The sequence below is a fragment of the Serratia sp. A07 genome (assembly GCF_058725505.1).
Window position 1 is genome coordinate 119,141 of the sequence record NZ_JBZXDO010000002.1, and the last position, 16,055, is coordinate 135,195.

General features: G+C 60.4%; 18 protein-coding genes and 1 pseudogene. 7 read left to right on the forward strand and 12 right to left on the reverse strand.

From position 1 onward, the window contains the following. Nucleotides 1-56 precede the first annotated feature (56 nt). Nucleotides 57-647 carry a LysE family translocator gene (locus AC4PR2_RS02500; RefSeq protein WP_100396126.1) on the forward strand — a complete coding sequence of 197 codons (591 nt, stop codon included), beginning with the start codon at nucleotides 57-59 and terminating at the stop codon, nucleotides 645-647. Here the strand turns inward: AC4PR2_RS02500 and AC4PR2_RS02505 are convergent. Next, nucleotides 623-1,450 carry a helix-turn-helix transcriptional regulator gene (locus tag AC4PR2_RS02505; protein WP_089185666.1) on the reverse strand — a complete coding sequence of 276 codons (828 nt, stop codon included), beginning with the start codon at nucleotides 1,448-1,450 and terminating at the stop codon, nucleotides 623-625. The two genes, AC4PR2_RS02500 and AC4PR2_RS02505, sit on opposite strands and share 25 nt — an antisense overlap. Before the next feature lie 69 nt (nucleotides 1,451-1,519). On the opposite strand from AC4PR2_RS02505, the gene AC4PR2_RS02510 reads away from it, so the two are divergent. Next, on the forward strand, nucleotides 1,520-1,738 hold the full coding sequence (locus tag AC4PR2_RS02510) for a DUF7661 family protein (protein WP_038879994.1): 219 nt from the start codon (nucleotides 1,520-1,522) through the stop codon (nucleotides 1,736-1,738). Nucleotides 1,739-1,747: 9 nt separating this feature from the next. On the opposite strand, the gene AC4PR2_RS02515 is transcribed toward AC4PR2_RS02510, so the two are convergent. From AC4PR2_RS02515 to AC4PR2_RS02535, 5 genes are all read right to left on the reverse strand, one after another. Further along, entirely contained in the window at nucleotides 1,748-2,596 is an 849-nt protein-coding gene (locus tag AC4PR2_RS02515) for a PA4780 family RIO1-like protein kinase (RefSeq protein WP_197802651.1), read from the reverse strand. A 120-nt stretch (nucleotides 2,597-2,716) separates the two neighbouring features. Continuing rightward, nucleotides 2,717-4,207: an alpha-amylase gene (amyA, locus tag AC4PR2_RS02520; protein ID WP_100396125.1), complete on the reverse strand. Its 1,491-nt coding sequence runs from the start codon at nucleotides 4,205-4,207 to the stop codon at nucleotides 2,717-2,719. 112 nt (nucleotides 4,208-4,319) lie between these two features. Continuing rightward, entirely contained in the window at nucleotides 4,320-4,976 is a 657-nt protein-coding gene (locus tag AC4PR2_RS02525) for a DUF799 domain-containing protein (protein ID WP_060421088.1), read from the reverse strand. Then, nucleotides 4,973-5,329: a DUF4810 domain-containing protein gene (locus AC4PR2_RS02530; RefSeq protein ID WP_060421091.1), complete on the reverse strand. Its 357-nt coding sequence runs from the start codon at nucleotides 5,327-5,329 to the stop codon at nucleotides 4,973-4,975. Before AC4PR2_RS02530 ends, AC4PR2_RS02525 begins: the two co-directional genes overlap by 4 nt. An 18-nt stretch (nucleotides 5,330-5,347) precedes the next feature. Further along, on the reverse strand, nucleotides 5,348-6,019 hold the full coding sequence (locus AC4PR2_RS02535; protein ID WP_004939528.1) for a CsgG/HfaB family protein: 672 nt from the start codon (nucleotides 6,017-6,019) through the stop codon (nucleotides 5,348-5,350). Between the two features lie 481 nt (nucleotides 6,020-6,500). Here AC4PR2_RS02535 and AC4PR2_RS02540 point away from each other — a divergent pair, with 481 nt between their 5' ends. Both AC4PR2_RS02540 and AC4PR2_RS02545 read left to right on the forward strand, forming a co-directional pair. After that, nucleotides 6,501-7,406 (forward strand): bifunctional helix-turn-helix transcriptional regulator/GNAT family N-acetyltransferase, encoded by a 906-nt coding sequence (locus AC4PR2_RS02540; RefSeq protein ID WP_080347957.1) that lies wholly within the window; start codon nucleotides 6,501-6,503, stop codon nucleotides 7,404-7,406. Between the two features lie 84 nt (nucleotides 7,407-7,490). Next, complete coding sequence (locus AC4PR2_RS02545) at nucleotides 7,491-8,789, forward strand: SLC13 family permease (protein ID WP_060440445.1); 1,299 nt, start codon at nucleotides 7,491-7,493, stop codon at nucleotides 8,787-8,789. Nucleotides 8,790-8,866: 77 nt separating this feature from the next. Here AC4PR2_RS02545 and bhsA (AC4PR2_RS02550) read toward each other — a convergent pair whose 3' ends face one another. Together bhsA (AC4PR2_RS02550) and bhsA (AC4PR2_RS02555) are read right to left on the reverse strand one after the other, a co-directional pair. Continuing rightward, on the reverse strand, nucleotides 8,867-9,124 hold the full coding sequence (bhsA, locus tag AC4PR2_RS02550; protein WP_004939517.1) for a multiple stress resistance protein BhsA: 258 nt from the start codon (nucleotides 9,122-9,124) through the stop codon (nucleotides 8,867-8,869). A 192-nt stretch (nucleotides 9,125-9,316) separates the two neighbouring features. Continuing rightward, nucleotides 9,317-9,574, reverse strand: coding sequence for a multiple stress resistance protein BhsA (gene bhsA / locus AC4PR2_RS02555; protein ID WP_060421097.1), 258 nt, complete (start codon nucleotides 9,572-9,574; stop codon nucleotides 9,317-9,319). 176 nt (nucleotides 9,575-9,750) lie between these two features. Between bhsA (AC4PR2_RS02555) and AC4PR2_RS02560 the strand changes: the two genes are divergently transcribed. Further along, on the forward strand, nucleotides 9,751-10,395 hold the full coding sequence (locus AC4PR2_RS02560) for a TetR/AcrR family transcriptional regulator (RefSeq protein WP_049201030.1): 645 nt from the start codon (nucleotides 9,751-9,753) through the stop codon (nucleotides 10,393-10,395). Between the two features lie 35 nt (nucleotides 10,396-10,430). Here the strand turns inward: AC4PR2_RS02560 and AC4PR2_RS02565 are convergent, their stop codons facing one another. The 4 genes and pseudogenes from AC4PR2_RS02565 to AC4PR2_RS02580 form a co-directional block, all read right to left on the reverse strand. After that, a complete protein-coding gene (locus AC4PR2_RS02565; protein WP_038880058.1) occupies nucleotides 10,431-11,249 on the reverse strand; it encodes a MetQ/NlpA family ABC transporter substrate-binding protein in 819 nt (272 codons plus the stop codon). Nucleotides 11,250-11,268: 19 nt separating this feature from the next. Then, nucleotides 11,269-11,936, reverse strand: a pseudogene (locus AC4PR2_RS02570) (methionine ABC transporter permease). Next, the gene (locus AC4PR2_RS02575; RefSeq protein ID WP_033647004.1) at nucleotides 11,929-12,954 is read right to left on the reverse strand and encodes a methionine ABC transporter ATP-binding protein; all 1,026 of its coding nucleotides are present in this window, start codon (nucleotides 12,952-12,954) and stop codon (nucleotides 11,929-11,931) included. Before AC4PR2_RS02575 ends, AC4PR2_RS02570 begins: the two are co-directional and overlap by 8 nt. Before the next feature lie 264 nt (nucleotides 12,955-13,218). After that, nucleotides 13,219-13,662: an acetyltransferase gene (locus tag AC4PR2_RS02580; RefSeq protein WP_015377088.1), complete on the reverse strand. Its 444-nt coding sequence runs from the start codon at nucleotides 13,660-13,662 to the stop codon at nucleotides 13,219-13,221. 241 nt (nucleotides 13,663-13,903) lie between these two features. Between AC4PR2_RS02580 and AC4PR2_RS02585 the strand changes: the two genes are divergently transcribed. After that, entirely contained in the window at nucleotides 13,904-14,776 is an 873-nt protein-coding gene (locus tag AC4PR2_RS02585; protein ID WP_187307581.1) for an oxygenase MpaB family protein, read from the forward strand. Between the two features lie 163 nt (nucleotides 14,777-14,939). Further along, nucleotides 14,940-16,043, forward strand: coding sequence for a suppressor of fused domain protein (locus tag AC4PR2_RS02590; RefSeq protein ID WP_038880072.1), 1,104 nt, complete (start codon nucleotides 14,940-14,942; stop codon nucleotides 16,041-16,043). Nucleotides 16,044-16,055 lie beyond the last annotated feature (12 nt).

Here is a 16,055-nt window from a genome sequence, read left to right on the forward strand (position 1 = left end):
GTTGTCGGCGGCGGTCGGCATTCTGGCGCCTGTGAATACTTTCTCAGGTGCCCATCATGAATATCTACCTTTCCATGGCCGCGTTTGCGCTGGCGGCCTCCATCACCCCCGGCCCGGTCAACATCGTCGCCTTGAGCGCCGGGGCGCAATTCGGCTTTGGCGCGACCCAGCGTCACGTGTTCGGCGCCACGCTGGGGTTTACCCTGTTGCTGGTGCTGCTGGGATTGGGCATGCACCAGCTGCTGACCCTGTGGCCGGCGCTGACCCGCTTGATTCAGTGGGCCGGCGTGGCCTTCCTGCTGTTTATGGCCTACCGGCTGGCGTTTGACGACGGCAGATTGGGCAACGGCGCGGCGCGGGCGCCTTCCTGTTGGTACGGCGCACTGATGCAATGGCTGAATCCCAAGGCGTGGCTGGCGTCGGTGGCCAGCCTCGGCGCCTTTGTCGGCGACGGCGACATCCGGCTGCTGTGGCAGTTCGCCGGGCTCTACTTCGTGATTTGCTATGCCTCGGTGGCCTGCTGGGCCTATATCGGCGCGATGCTGCGCGGCCTGCTCAGACAGGCGCACAACGTGCGGCGTTTCAACCGCGCGATGGCGCTGCTGTTGGCGGCCAGCGCCTGCTATCTGCTGGCGGAGGGTTTTTGATACTGCCCCGGCGTGGCGGCCAGCAGCTGCTTGAAGGTGCGCTGGAAGTGCGCCTGATCGGCAAAGCCGCTTTCGCTGGCGGCCGCAGCGATCGGCAGGCCGCTCTTCAATAGCCGATGGCCGTGCTGCACGCGGCGGTTGACCAGATAGGCGTGCGGCGTCATGCCGTAGCGCTGGCGGAAGGCGCGGATCAGGTAAGAAGGGGACAGCGCGGCGGCGCGGCAAATGTCGTCCAGCGTCAGCGGCCGGGTGCAGTGCGCGTCGATAAACGCCGCCGCCGCTTCCAGTCGGGTATGCGCCGGTGTCTCCGGCTGGCGGACAGCGCCCAGCCCGAGCTGCAGGGCGCTGAAATACTCCACCATGGCGATCTGTTTTTCCAGCGCGCAGCACAGCGGATCCGTCAGCAGCGCATAAAGCCGGTTCAGGCCGTGGAACAGCGCCGGATCGCGGCTGAGCGGCTGGCTGAACGGAACAAAACGGTCACCGTCGCCGCCGAGCAGCTCCTGCTGCAGCGCGCCGAGCCAGGCGAGATCGAGATAGAACATGATGTACGACCAACGGCGATCGGCGATGGGGTTGCAGGCATGCGCCTGCTGCGGGTTGATGACAACCAGATCGCCGGCGCTGACCTGCATGCGCCGCTCGCCGTTGACATAGGTGCTGACGCCGCCGGTGATGGCGCCGATAGAAAAGAATTCGTGGCTGTGGAGGCTGTAGCACACCTGGCGGCCATCCTCGATGGCGCGGGCTTCGACGAACGGCAACTGCGGATCGCGCCAGAACTGCGGCGTTTTTTCACTCATACGCTTTCCTTTTCACTGCGGCGGCATCACAGTGTTATAGCCTGAAAGCGACGAGGGGGGGAATGGCGGATGATGATTTTTAACGTGTTCGGCCGTCTGCTGGGCGTGAAGCGCATCGGGGACGAATGGCGGCTGTTCCGCGTGACGCTGCCGGAGCGCAAATATGCCCCCAGCTACGATATCGTGCTGCCGGCCGATCTGCGCGAAGAGGAGATCGCCGGCTATCTGGGGGATATCTATCACGAGGCGGCGACGCCACAGCGGCCGGACGTGTTTCGCGTCGAATAGCGCGGCGCGTCACTCTTCCGCGTTGCGCGCCATCATGCGCCGTTGATGTTCCTCGCCGGCGGCCTGGATTTCTTCCAGCACCGAGCCGACGTCGGCACGTTTCAGGATTTCGCTGAACCGGCCGCTGAGGACGCTGTCCGGCGTCAGGTTGCCTTCCTGATACAGCGCCCAAATCTCTTTGGCGTATTGGCTGTCGCGCAGCTCCGGCGCGAACTGGCCGTAATACTCGGCCAGATTGCCGATATCGCGCTCGAACATGCTTTTGGCGTGGTTGTTGGCGGCGGCGTCCACCACCTGCGGCAGATCGATGATCACCGGCCCGTTTTTATCCATCAGCACGTTGAATTCCGACAGGTCGCCGTGCACCAGCCCGGCGCACAGCATGCGCACCGCGTAGTTCATCATCAGGGCGTGATCGGCGCGCGCCTGTTCCGGCGTCAGGATGACATCGCTCAGGCGTGGCGCCACCAGGCCTTCTTCGTCGGTGATCAGCTCCATCAGCAGCACGCCGTCCAGGCAGATGTCCGGCTGCGGCACCCGCACCCCGGCCTTGGCCAGCAGATACAGCGCGTCCACTTCGGTGTTTTGCCAGGCTTCTTCCTGCTGCTGGCGGCCGAATTTGGAGCCTTTGCTCATGGCGCGCGCGTCGCGGCTGTTGCGCACCTTGCGCCCTTCCTGATAGTGAACGGCCTGCTTGAAGTTGCGCTTCTCGGCCTCTTTGTACACTTTGGCGCAGCGGATCTCATCGCCGCAGCGCACGATAAACACGTCGGCTTCTTTGCCGCTTTTCAACCGGCGGATGACTTCGTCGATTAACCCGTCATCAACCAGCGGCTGGAGTCGTTTTGGAATTTTCATGCAGCCTTGTACCCTATTTAGGCTCCGGTGTGAATGGCTTGCGCAGTTGATAGCGTAAGTTAGACCCGAAAGGCAAACATTAGTTTTGCCGCCGCGTCATCATTACGCGGCGGCGGGCGCTCACAGGCTGGCGGCCGGCACCCAGACGCTGACGCTGCCGGCGTTGACCGGGAAATGGGCGCTGCCCTGGTCGTCGGTGGTGATCTCCTCCTGACGGTTGCCGAGGAAATCGCGCCAGGCGGTGTGCGCCAAATCGGCGCCCAGCGCGACGGTCTTGCCGCTCTCGTCGCCGTTGGTCAGCACCACCACGCAGCCGGGGGCCTCGGCGGTGCCGGCGCGGCTGAAGGCCACGCAGTGCCTGTCGTCGAAGTAGTCGGTTTGCGGGCCGTTGGCGAAACGCTGGCGGGCGGCGATCAGCTTCTCCAGCTCTGGGATCGCCGGCATGTCAATCTGGTACTCGCCGCCGTCGCGCCCCTTGTCGCGGTAGCTGGCGCCATACAGATCGGGGTAAAACACGCAGGGCACGCCCTGTTCGCGCAGCAGGATCAGCGCGTAGGCCAGCGGTTTGAACCAGGGTTCCACCGGTGCTTCCAGCGATTGCAACGGTTGGGTGTCGTGGTTGGCGACCAGCGTTACCGCGTGGGCCGGATCGGCGGCGGTTAGGGTATCGGTGAAGATCTGCGCCATGTCGAAGCCGTCGCCCTGTTTCGACGCCTGATGAAACTTCAGGTGCAGCGCCACGTCGAACAGCATCACCTTGCCGTCCACCAGCTCGATGTATTGTTGCAGCGCACTCAGATCGTGCGACCAGTATTCGGCGACGATAAACAGGTCGCGCTGTGCGCTGCCGCGCACGTGATCCGCCCACTCTTTGAAGAACCAGGCGGGAATGTGTTTGGCGGCGTCCAGGCGGAAGCCGTCGCACGGCAGGCTTTCCAACAGCCAGCGCGCCCAGTATTTGAGCTCCTCCGTCACGGCGGCATTGCGGAACTCCACGTCGGCCCCCATCAGATAGTCGTAGTTGCCTTTTTCGTCGTCGACCTGATCGTTCCAGCCGTCGTCGCCATAGTCGTTGGCGATTTTGAACACCCCTTTGTCGTCCGGCTGCTCAACGTAATCGACGCCGCTGAAGCATGTGTAATCCCAGATAAACTCGGAATGCACGCCCTGGCGGCCGGGAAAGGTGAAGCGGGTGTAGGCCAGCGCGTCGAAGCCCTGGTCGTCGATGTCGTTGCGGTTGTTGGCGTCCACTTTGAACACGTGTACCTGTTCTTTCTCGTCCGCGCCGAGCTTGTGGTTGAACACTACGTCGTAGAGCACCCCGACGCCGTGTTCGCGCAGCGTAGTGGCGGCGTGTTCGAGCGCCGCCTTGTCGCCGTATTTGGTGGCCACGCTGCCTTTCTGGTCAAATTCGCCGAGATCGAACAGATCGTAAGTATCGTAGCCGACGGAGTAGCCGCCGGAAGCGCCCTTGTAGGCAGGCGGCAGCCACAGGTCGGTAATGCCCAGTTCGGCCAGGTGCGGCGCGCGCTCGGCGGCCTCCTGCCACAGTTTGCCGCCGTCGGGGTAGTACCAGTGGAAGAATTGCAGCAGGGTGGTTTTTTTCGTCATGAGCCAGCGTCCCGGTTAGCCAGAAGGAGAGGAGCAGTTAAAGCATGGGCTACTTTTGGCAAAAGGGACAAGTTTGGTATAGGCGGCCCGAGAAGGCCGCCCGAGAGATGGCTTAACGCTGGCTGGCGTAATGAGGTGAGCGTGGGCCATAAAGAATGGCGCCGTTCTGACCTGTCGCCGATAACAGACGGGTGTTGGCGATGGCGCCAACATCAAATCCTTTGTCGCTGATGGTATCGGCGATTTGTGAAATCGCGGCGCTGATCACCATGCCCAGCAGGCCTCCGGAGTTGTTGTTGCCTTCGTTGCTGGATGCGGTGGCGGTGCCGGCCCACAGCTGTTTACCGTTGCGCAAATCGACCAGGCGAGCGGCTACGGTAACGCGGGTTTCGCTGCTGATCACCATGTAGCTGGTGCCGTATTGCGTGACATCCAGGTACAGCACAGTGTCGGCGCCGAAAATCTGGTGCAGTTTTTTCGGGCTGACGGCGCGAATGTCGTTGGCGTTGGTTAGACCGTTTTGCAGGAAGGTTTCCTCCACTACAGCGACCGGCAGCACATAGTAACCGGCCTCGGCCAACGGCAGGGTGGCGCTGGCGAGTACGCTGTGGCTGGCTTTGATATCCGGCGACTGGTTAACCGGCGGCAAGACCAGAATCGACTTCGGCTTGCTCTCATGGAACGCCGCATAATCATAAGGTGTCTGCTTGGCACAGCCGCTTAGCAACAGGGTGGCGGCAACGCCGAGTAAAGTGAGTACACGCTTCATTTAAAACTCCCCTTATCCCTGGCCATCAGGAAATTCATAAACGGCGCCGATTCCGGGAACAGCGTTTTTTCCGTGTTGAATTCACTCATTGCTTGTCCGTCGTTGCCGGTTTTGCTATACAGCAGCCCCAGTTGCGCATGCAGACCTGGTGGTACGGCTTTATCCTTGGCGCGGGATTTCTCGACGATCTCTTTCAGCGTGGCGATCTGCTGCTCAGGGCTTTGCCCCTCCTGCTGGTAGTATTGATAGAGAGAAGTTTGGTAGCCATCCCAATTGTAAAGCGTTTTCGGCGCGGCGCAGCCGGCCAGCAGGGTCGCTGCAAACAGCGCCCCGCCCATTTTTTTAGTTATCATCTTTCTGCTTCTATTCCGTTAGTTAGCAGGGCGCCATGCGCCATTTTCGATACCGGTGACCAGGTTATTGACGGCTTCACGCACGGCCAGGTCCAGCACCTTGCCGTTAAGGGTGGAGTCGTAGCTGGCGGTGCCCCCGAAACCGATGATTTCGCGATTGGACAGTTCGTATTCACCGGCGCCCTGAGAGGAAAAGACGACTTCTGAGGTCTGTACGTTTACGACGTTCAGATTGACTTTGGCGTAAGCGACTTGTGATTTACCCCGGCCCAAGATCCCCCACAGCTGATGATCGCCGACTTCTTTACGGCCGAATTCGGTGACATCGCCGGTAATCACATAATTGGCGCCTTTCAGCGTTTGTGCCTTCCCTTTAATGCCGGCTTCAGTTTTCAGCTCTTCCATGTTGGCGCGATCCAGCACGTTGAAACGGCCAGTCTGTTGCAAATGCGTGATCAGGATAGTCTTGGACTGATTGCCCAGTCGATCGACGCCATCGGAGAAGATGCCGTTCATGTAGCTGGAGCGGTTGTCGAATTTACCGACGGCGATAGGGCTGCGTGGGCCCTGATAAGTGGTGTTGTAGGAAGCGACTTTCGGCACTTCCAAAGTGCGAGAAGATTCGGTCGCGCAGCCCGCCAGCAAGGTGACGGAAAGGGCGACGGAACAGACGGCGAGTGATTTTTTCATTGGCGTGCAATCTCTCCATGAGCATAAAACAGCGCGGGAGCAACCCGCGCCCGACGTTGATATAACGAGCGTTGTCGCCGTTATAGAAACGCCGCGATCCTGCCATGAATATGTAACAAATTACAACAATATATCGGCATTAATGCCGCTATTAACATTGTTGTAACCCGTTGGAATGCAATGGATTAGTCTCGATTTTCTCTCTTCATTACAGTGTTTTTCACGATTGTGTATTTTTTGTCTGGGTTATTGTCTTTTTAATCTTAAATACATGGCCATTAATCCTGAAATATTTTAACTAACCAGTTTGTTGTATTGATTAATGTTACGTTTTGCATCAGCTCCTGTGTTATGCCGGGGTTCATGACGGCTTGATGATCCGTTAAGGTAGTGAAAATTAGGTAACACTATCAACCAAGTGTCATTTTTTATCGGTAGCTAATCGGGGATATCAATCGTGAACATCAGGGATTTCAGAGCATTGGCGCGCAGTTTGGTCAGAGAATTCGGCATGTTGAACAAGCAGAGCAACGGCTCGCGTTTTTCGCCGCTGCAGATCCATCTGATGATTGAAGTCAGCGAGCAGCCGCTGGGCGTCACCGAGCTGGCGGCCCGGCTTTGCATCGACAAAGCCAGCGCCAGCCGGGCGCTGCGCAGCCTGGTTGCCGCCGGTGTGATAGAAACGGTGGATCATCCGGATGACAAGCGGCACAACCTGCACCGGCTGAGTAAAAAGGGCGGCAAGGCGCTGGCCGGCATCGAGAGCGACGCCGACGGTTTTATGCAGGCGGCGCTGGCGCAGTTGGACGACGATGAGCTGGCGAGTACCACCGCGGCGATGAAAAAGATGACCGCGGCGCTGCGCAGCGCGCGCAAACAGCGCGACGCCAACCTGCGGGTGCGGCCGATTGCCGCGCGCGACGATGCGGCGATGGCGGCGATCATTCGCGATGTGTTTCGCGAGTACGGCATGGACAAGATGGAAGGCGTCAGCCTGCACGATCCGGATCTCGATCGTCTGACCGGTCTGTATCGCGACAACGGCGGCCATTACTGGGTGCTGGAGCGGGACGGGCAGGTGGTGGGGGGCGTCGGCATGGCGCCGCTGGCGGGCGAAGAGCCCGGCTATTGCGAGCTGCAAAAGCTGTTCTTCAAACCCGGCGCGCGTGGGCTGGGCATGGCGCGCTATATGGTGGTACAGGCGCTGAAGGCGGCGCGGGCGGCGGGGTATCGCTACTGCTACCTGGAAACCACCGAACAGTTGAAAGAGGCGATCGGGTTGTACTACGCGCTGGGATTCACGCTGCTGACGGAACGGCGCGGCAACACCGGCCATCACGGCTGTAACGTGTGCATGCTGAAAAATCTGAAGAACGACGATATGTGAGCGGTTTCAAGGTTAGCGCCCGCGCCTTGTGCCACCCTGTTAACCGTTTGATAACAATCACAACGTTTTATCAGGGAGGAAACTATGTTGGGGGATCCGATGGCGCTGTCCGCGCTGGTCACGCTGGTGGTCATCGCGCTATGGGCCAGCGCCCGCTTGCCGGAGTATTTGGTCGCGCTGCTGTTCTTCGCGGCGGTGATGGTGTTGCAGCTGGCGCCCGCCGCGGTGACCTTTTCCGGTTTCGCGTCTTCCGCATTCTGGCTGGTGCTTAGCGGTTTCGTGCTGGGCACCGCCATCCGCAGCACCGGTTTGGCGGATCGCCTGGCCAACCGGCTCTTGCCGCACCTGGCCGGCTCCTGGCCCCGCCTGGTGGGCGGCGTGGTGGCGATAAGCTACGCGCTGGCGTTTGTCATGCCCTCCAACATGGGGCGCATTACGCTGCTGATGCCGATCGTCATGGCGTTGGCCGATCGCGCCGGTTTGGGGGAGGGCTCGCGCGGCCGCATCGGTTTGGCGCTGGCGGTGGGGTTCGGCACCTTCCAGCTCTCCGCCAGCATCCTGCCGGCCAACGTGCCCAATCTGGTGATGAGCGGCGCGGCGGAAAGCGCCTACGGCAGCCACTTCGCCTATCTTTCTTACCTGCTGTTGCACGCCCCGGTGCTCGGGATCGCCAAAGGCGCGCTGCTGACGCTGTGCATCTGCGGCCTGTTCCGTGCGCGGCCGCAGCCGGTGGCGGCCGAGGCGGCGCAAACCCCGCTCAGCGCCGCCGAATGGCGGCTGATCGCGCTGTTGGGCGTCACGGTGTTGCTGTGGATGACCGACAGCTGGCATGGCATCGCTCCCGCCTGGATCGGGTTGGCGGCGGCCTGCGTTTGCCTGTTGCCGCGCATCGGATTTCTCAACGGCGAGCAGTTCGCCGCCGGGGTTAACGTGCGCACCTGCATTTACGTGGCGGGGATCCTGGGGCTGACCGCGTTGGTCAGCCACTCGGGGCTTGGCGATCGGCTGGGCGGTGCGCTGCTGGCGATGATGCCGGACCTGCACGGCAAACCGTTCACCGCATTCGGTTCGCTGGTGGGGATCACCGCATTGCTGAATTTCGTGGTGACCGCCAACGGTGTGCCGGCGCTGTTTACCCCGCTGGCGCAGGCGTTGTCTGCGGGCAGCGGCTTGCCGCTGCTGACGGTGCTGATGACCCAGGTGATCGGTTACGCCACGCCGCTGCTGCCGTATCAGGCCTCGCCGATCGTGGTGGCGATGGGGATGGGCAAAGTGCCGGCGCGTGAAGGGTTGAAGCTGTGCCTGCTGTTGGCCGCGCTCAGCTTTGCGCTGCTGGTGCCGCTGGATTATCTGTGGTTCAGACTGCTGGGGTGGATCCCGTAAACCGACCGGCGCGTTGGTGGGCAGATAAAACAAAAGGCGGCCTGAGCCGCCCTTTTGCGCGATTGCCGGTGTGGCAATTAATTGTAGATGATCGCGGTACCGTGCAGTTTGTTGTCGCCGGTGGTTGCGATGATCTGGAAGGATTTGGCGCCGGCTGCGTCGGCTTTGGCCGCCAGTTTGTTTTCCAGGCTGCTCAGGTCGGACGCACCGCTGACGGTGACGACGCCGGCTTTTTGCAGATCGGCCGGTTGAGCGTTGACCAGTTCGGCGGCGAAGCTGCCGAAGGAGACGGAAGCCAGTGCGATGGCGGCGATGGTCATTTTCAGGTTTTTCATGGTCTTATTTCCTATCTGTGTTCTTTACAATGTTTGTTTGGTAAGGTCGTTAAATTAATTAACGATCGATAATTTAATGTTGGATGCCGGTTTGACAGATTGCAAGTATTTTTTAATGCTCGTTAATTAATTTTTTTTTACGCCCTGGCGTTGTGAGCAAAAGAACAGGCAATCCGTTGGCTTAATGCGTTGTTATTGATAGATTTCTGCAGTGCCGTGCAGCTGGTTGTTACCGCCGGCGCCGATGATGCGGAAGGATTTTGCACCGGCCTGATCGGCTTTGGCTGCCAGGCTGCTTTCCAGCGAGGTCAGATCGGATGCGCCGCTGACGGTGATGACGCCCACTTTCTGCTGGTCAGCCGGTTGGCTCTGGACTAAATCGGCGGCGAAGCTGCCGAAGGAAACGCTGGCCAGAGTGAGAGCTGCTAGGGTTAATTTTAAGTTTTTCATGATGTTATTTCCTTTCCGATAACGGTGAATAGAGGGTTTTAATCCGCTTCGCTAACTTATCTTAACGATCGATAACTAAATGCTAATAGGTTCTCGACGAGGGCGCAATATTTTTTTATAATGATCGTTAAGTTATTTGTGCTAACCCTGCTGTGGAGCGGGATAGGAGAGGAACGATGAGCATCAATGAAACGGTCTGCGGCAAAAAAAGCCGTGGCAGACCGAAACAATTTGATCGCGACCGGGCGCTGGAAAGCGCGCTCGATCTGTTCTGGCGGCACGGTTATGAAGCTACCTCGCTGGCCGATCTGGTGGAAGTGACCGGCGCCAAGGCGCCAACGCTGTATGCGGAATTCGGCAACAAAGAAGGGATGTTCCGCGCGGCGGTGGAGCGCTATCTGCAGAAATATACGGTTTGCGCCAACCAAATGCTGGAGCAGGATCTGCCGGTGGCCGAGATCGTCGAAGCCTACGTGCGTTCTTCCGCCGAGGTGTTTACCGACCCTGACACGCCGTCAGGCTGCTTTATGGTGTGCGCCTCCGCCGCGCTGTCGTCGGCGTCCGATGATGTCGCCCAGATGCTGCGCAGGAAGCATCATGCGCAGGAAGCGGCGCTGAAGGCCTGCTTCGATCGCAAGGTGCAGCAGGGCGAACTGCTGGCGAAAACCGACACCGCGCTGCTGGCGAAATACGTGATTTGCACCATTGAAGGCATGTCGGTGCAGGCGCGTGAAGGGGCAAGCCGGAGCGATCTGCTGCGGTTGCTGGAGGCGTTGATGCTGGTGTGGCCGCGGCTCAGCCAGATTGGCAATAAGGTGTAACAACCGGCCCGGCTTTTACCGGGCCGTGTAACCCATTACTGATTGACCGGGATCACCGCGCCCTGGTATTTCTCGCGGATAAAGTCCTGAATCGGTTTGGAGTGCAGTACCTTGACCAGCGCCACGATCTCCGGTTTGTTCACGTCGGCCTTGTGCACGGTGATGATGTTGGCGTACGGGTTGTTTTCGCCGCTTTCGACCGCGATCGGATCTTTGGTCGGATTCAGCCCGGCGTCGATGGCGTAGTTGGCGTTGATCACCACCGCGTCGCCTTCGTCGTTGTTGTACATTTGCGGCAGCAGCGCGCCCTCAACGTTGGCCTGGAACTTCAGGTGTTTCGGGTTTTCCACCACGTCGCTGATGCGCGCGTCCACTTTGCTCACCCCCGGCTTCAGCTTGATCACGCCTTCCCGTTCAAAAATAGACAGGATGCGGCCTTCTTCCGCCACCGCGTCGCGCATGATGATTTTGCCGTTTTCCGGCAGATCTTTCAGGCTCTTGTACTTCTTCGAGTAGATGCCGATAGGCTCAATATGGATCGCGCCGGCGCTGACGAAGTCGTAGCTCTTGTCGTCGGCGTGGTCTTTCAGCACCGAGTTCAGGTAAGGCACGTGCTGGAAGTAGTTGGCGTCGATGTCGTGGCTGGCCAGCGCGGTGTTCGGCAGGATGTAGTCCTGGAAGCGCTTGATCTGCAGATCGATGCCTTCCTTCGCCAGTATCGGCTTGGCCTGTTCGAGGATCTCGGCGTGCGGCACGTTGGAGGCGCCGACCACCAGCTTGGTCGCTGCCGTGGCGCCAAAAGAGGCGAGGGTGGCGACGGAGGCGAAAGCCAACATCAGTAGGTGCTTTTTCATCATCGTTTTCCTTGGTTAATTAACGTTTATCGAGCGTTCTTGTCAGGGTGTCGCCGATGAACTGAATGACGAAAACGATCAGCAGAATCGTCAGCGTCGCCACCAGCGTCACGTCACTGTGGTTGCGTTGGAACCCTTCCAGTAGGCCAGGTTGCCCAGGCCACCGGCGCCGATCACCCCGGCCATCGCGGTGTAGCTCACCAGCGCGATCAGGGTGACGGTGATGCCGGAAACCAGCGCCGGCGAGCTCTCCGGCAGCAATACGCGGAAAATCAGGGTGCGGTTTTTGGCGCCCATCGAGCGCGCCGCCTCGATCACCCCTTTGTCGACCTCGCGCAGCGCGATCTCCACCAGCCGGGCGTAGAACGGCGCCGCGCCGACGATCAGCGCCGGCAGGGCCGCGTCCGCGCCGAGAATGGTGCCGATCAGCGATTTGGTGAACGGGATCAGCAGCACGATCAGAATGATGAACGGAATGGAGCGGAAGACGTTGACCAACACGGAGATCAGCGAGTAGACCGCCCGGTTCTGCCACAGCTGGCCCTTCGAAGTTAAAAACAGCAGCACGCCGAGCACGATGCCCAGCACCAACGTGGCCAAACCGGCGATGCCGGTCATGTACAGCGTTTCCCAGGTGGCGTCCCACAGTTGATCCAGACGCAGGTGGGGGAACAGGGATTCAATCATGTTGGATAACCTCGACGGCGATGTCTCTTTCGTGCAGCAGGCTGAGCATGTCGGCGACTTGTTGTTCGTTGCCTTCGGCGTGGATGTACAGTTCGCCGAACGAACCGTTGAGGGTGTGGCTGATCTTGCCGTGCAGAATGTTGATGGTCAGGGCGTAGCGCCGGATCACTTCAGAGATCACCGCCTGATGGGTTTGCACGCCAACGAAGGTCAGCTTGAAAATCGCCCCCGGCAGATGGGCGGTGAGCAGCGGGTTGAAGCTCTCTTCGGTATCCGCATACTGCGACACTTGTTTGACGAACTGCCGGGTGATCGGCTGCTGCGGCCGGGTGAACACGTCGAGCACCGGGCCTTCTTCGACGATGCGGCCGTTTTCCATCACCGCCACGCGGTGGCAGATTTTGCGCACCACGTGCATCTCGTGGGTGATCAGCACGATGGTCAATTTCAGCTGGCGGTTGATGTCCAGCAGCAGGTCGAGGATGGCGTCGGTGGTCTGCGGATCGAGCGCCGAGGTGGCCTCGTCGCACAGCAGCACGCTCGGGTTATTGGCCAGCGCGCGGGCGATGCCGACGCGCTGTTTCTGGCCGCCGCTGAGCTGCGACGGGTAGGCGTCTTCGCGCCCCTGCAGGCCGACCAGCGCGATCAGTTCCGCCACGCGCGGCGCAATCTGCGCCTTGGGCACGCCGGCGATCTGCATGGAAAAAGCGATGTTTTGGCTGACGGTGCGCGACCACAGCAGGTTGAAGTGCTGAAACACCATGCTGATTTTCAGGCGCGCCTGGCGCAGGTGGCTGCCTTTGGCGCGGGCGATATCGAAGCCGCCTACGTCAATGCGGCCGCTGGTGGGCGTTTCCAGGCCGTTAAGCAGGCGGATGAGCGTGCTTTTGCCGGCGCCGCTGTAGCCGATGATGCCGTAAATTTGCCCGGCCTCTACCGCCAGGCTGACGTTGTCTACCGCCACGACGCGGCCCTGTGTGCTGTCAAAAGTTTTGCAAACGTTCGAAAGAACGATCATAGCGAAGCGGATCCTTATCGATACTTCACAGCATTCCGTCCAGAGCGCGGTGCGCCGGACAGGGATCGTTCGGCTTTTCTGCGGGGCACAACCCGGCGGGGAGTGGCGGACGGAACCTCTGTTGCGGGTGGATACCGGGCAATCCTACCGAGGGTTTATAGTGACAGGAAGAATGTAAATTCTATTACTTATTCTTATTTGATATATAAATCGGCGGGTGAAACAGGGGGGAGAAAACCGGCCGCAGGGCGGCCGGCGGGAGGGCTAGCGTTTGTCCAGCTTCATGTGCAGCAGCGGGAACGGGTTGCCCTGGCCGTCGAGCGGCGAGCGGCCGGTGATGACAAACCCGTAGTGGCGATAGAAGCCGCTGGCCTGCGGGTTTTGCTCATTCACGTCCAGCTGCAGTTCATCGTGCAGCGTTTCCGCGTGGGTCAGCAGCGCTTTGCCCACCCCTTTGCCGCGCTGATCGGCGTCGATGAACAGCATCTCCACCTTGTTGCCGTTCAGGCCAATAAAGCCGCAGGGGTGCCCCGGCCGCTCTTCGGCCACCCAGACGTTAACCGCCGGCAGGTAGTCGTTCAGCACCAGCGGGAACAGCTGTGCGATGTTGTCTTCGGTTAAAAAATGGTGAGTGGCGCGCACCGAACGCAGCCAGATATCTGCCAATTGCGCGTTGTCTTCCGCCGCGCGTGCTCTGATGGTAATCATCGAACTCTCTGCTATCTAAGTTGAAGGAAAAAAACTAGATAGAGGTTTTGTGGGGTTAGTGCCGAATTAACGTGGGTTAACGCCCTGCAAAGCGCCTCTGCAGTGGATCGAATAGGCCCGCCTTTCTGCCAGCGGTATAATAACTGTAATTCAGTAAGTTAATGCTTTCAACCGCCGCAGGGCGCAATGGGGCGCCCTCCGCGTGATACACTGGCCTCTGAATGAGCGAGAGGGCAGCAGGATGGAAGCGGTACGCGCAGCGATAGAAAAACAGGTGCTCAGCCTGACCGGGCTGGCGCTCGGCGGCGTCGATTTTGAGAACCCACCGGGCGATCCGGGCTTGTTCGGCCCGCAGTCGGTCATCTGGCAGGTTCACCGCGATTTCACCCCGATGCTGTGCGGCGGCGTCAGCGCCTTGCTGCTGCAGATGCTGCACCCGCTGGCGCTGGCCGGGGTGTGGGATCACTCCAACTTCCGCGAAGATATGATTGGCCGCCTGCGCCGCACCAGCCAGTTCGTGTCGGTCACCACCTTCGGCCCGACCGCCGAGGCGGAGCGGCTGATTGCCAAAGTCAAAGCCATCCATCTGCGGGTGACCGGCGTCGGCAGCGACGGCACGCCTTATGCCGCCAGCGATCCGGCGCTGCTGACCTGGGTACACGTCGCGGAGAGCAGCCGTTTTCTGGCCAGCCACCTGCGCTACCGCAACCCCCATCTTTCCCGCGATTTGCAGGATCAATACTACCGCGAAGCGGCGCGCGTGGCCGCCGCGCTGGGGGCGACCGCAATTCCTCAGTCCTGCGCGGAGGTCGAAGAGTACCTGCAGGCGATGCGGCCGCAGCTGGTCTGCGATGAACGCACGCAAGAGGTGGCGCGCATTCTGCTGAAGGCGCCGGCGCCGAGCGCATTGGCGCGCCCGCTCGGCGGGGTGGTGATGCAGGCGGGCATCGATCTGTTACCCGAGTGGGCGCAGCGGCAGTTCGGTTTTCATCCGGGCGCGCTGCGGCGGCGGCTGGTGCGAACGGGCGCCGCAGGCCTCGGCAAGGTGCTGGGCGCGTCGATGCGCAACGGCTCCTATCAGCGCGCGGTCCGGCGCATCACTCAGCCGTCATGAGCCACAGCCGCTATAATTAACCTTTGTTTATCTTCGTTTACGGCCGCTTTTGAGACTTTTACGGGTGATCCGGCCAGTAATGCGTTTTACACTTGGGGGCAAAGCCACATTCCATTTTTGGCGCGCAGCCGATTCTGCCGCGCCCTGACCCTATTGAGGTGATATGAACGAGTCATACGTACTTGCTGAAGTCAGCAATGAGAACCAGACGCTGGTTGCGGTGGTTCAGCAAGATCACCGGGCAGCCTATTTTTATATCTATCCCGCCGAAGCCTACAGCGATCGCTATCAGGTGCGCGCCTGCTGGCTGCGCAACCTGGCCGCCGCGCCGCTGCAGGAAGATCGCGCCGCGCTGGAACAAGGGCAGCCGCCGATGCTGGCGGCGGAGTATTGCCGCAACCTGGAAGGCGAAGCGCCGCTGAACCCGGAAGGGCTGATGGTGGTGTGGAGCGAAAGCGACGACGGCGCGGCCCTGTGGTATTACGGCCAACTGCTGGCGGTGATCCCCGGCTGGAGCCTGTATATCGACCATTCGGTGTGCTATTCCGCCAGCTGCATCAAGGAGAGCCCGTTGGCTTATCCGCTCGGCTCGGCCTCGACCAACACCCAGTATGCGCAGGCGGAGAGCACCCGCCAGTTCTGGCGCAGCTGGCAGCGTGAAGAGGGCAATCCGTGGCCGAAGATGCAGCGCGATTTTCAGGCGCGCTATGAGCCGCATTTTGGCCCTTCGGTGAAGTACTACGCCATCGATCAGGGTAAGTGGCCACCGATGGCCATCACCCAGCACGAGCGCGACGGCATCTATTACTTCCTCACCATGGGGGTGAGCATCCGGCCGATGCCGTGGGTGGAGATCCTGTTCAACGACGAGGCTTCGCGCTATCGCCGCATGGAGATGGCGATCGCTATCGACAGTCAATACATGACCGAAGACAACGCGGTGCAGATGGCCAGTGCGCTGGCCGGTTTCGCGCACGCGCCGTGGGCGCGGCTGACCTGGATCGGCGAAGGGCATACGCTGGAGTCGGACGTGGCGCCGCTGGGCTACGAGGGCTATATTTTATCGTCGTCCTTCTACCCGCATAGCGCGCACCTGGCTCTGCCGCAGCAGTACGGCGATCCGGTGAACCTGTTTTGGGCCAGCCCGGTGTTTACCGCCGAGCGGCAGCTGGCGCACGCCACGCCGAACGGCGGGCACGATCTGGTGAATCGGCTGCGGGAGCAGGGCGTCGACCATATTTTCCGCCCGCGCCAGCCGGTGTGCTGACGCCACTTATCT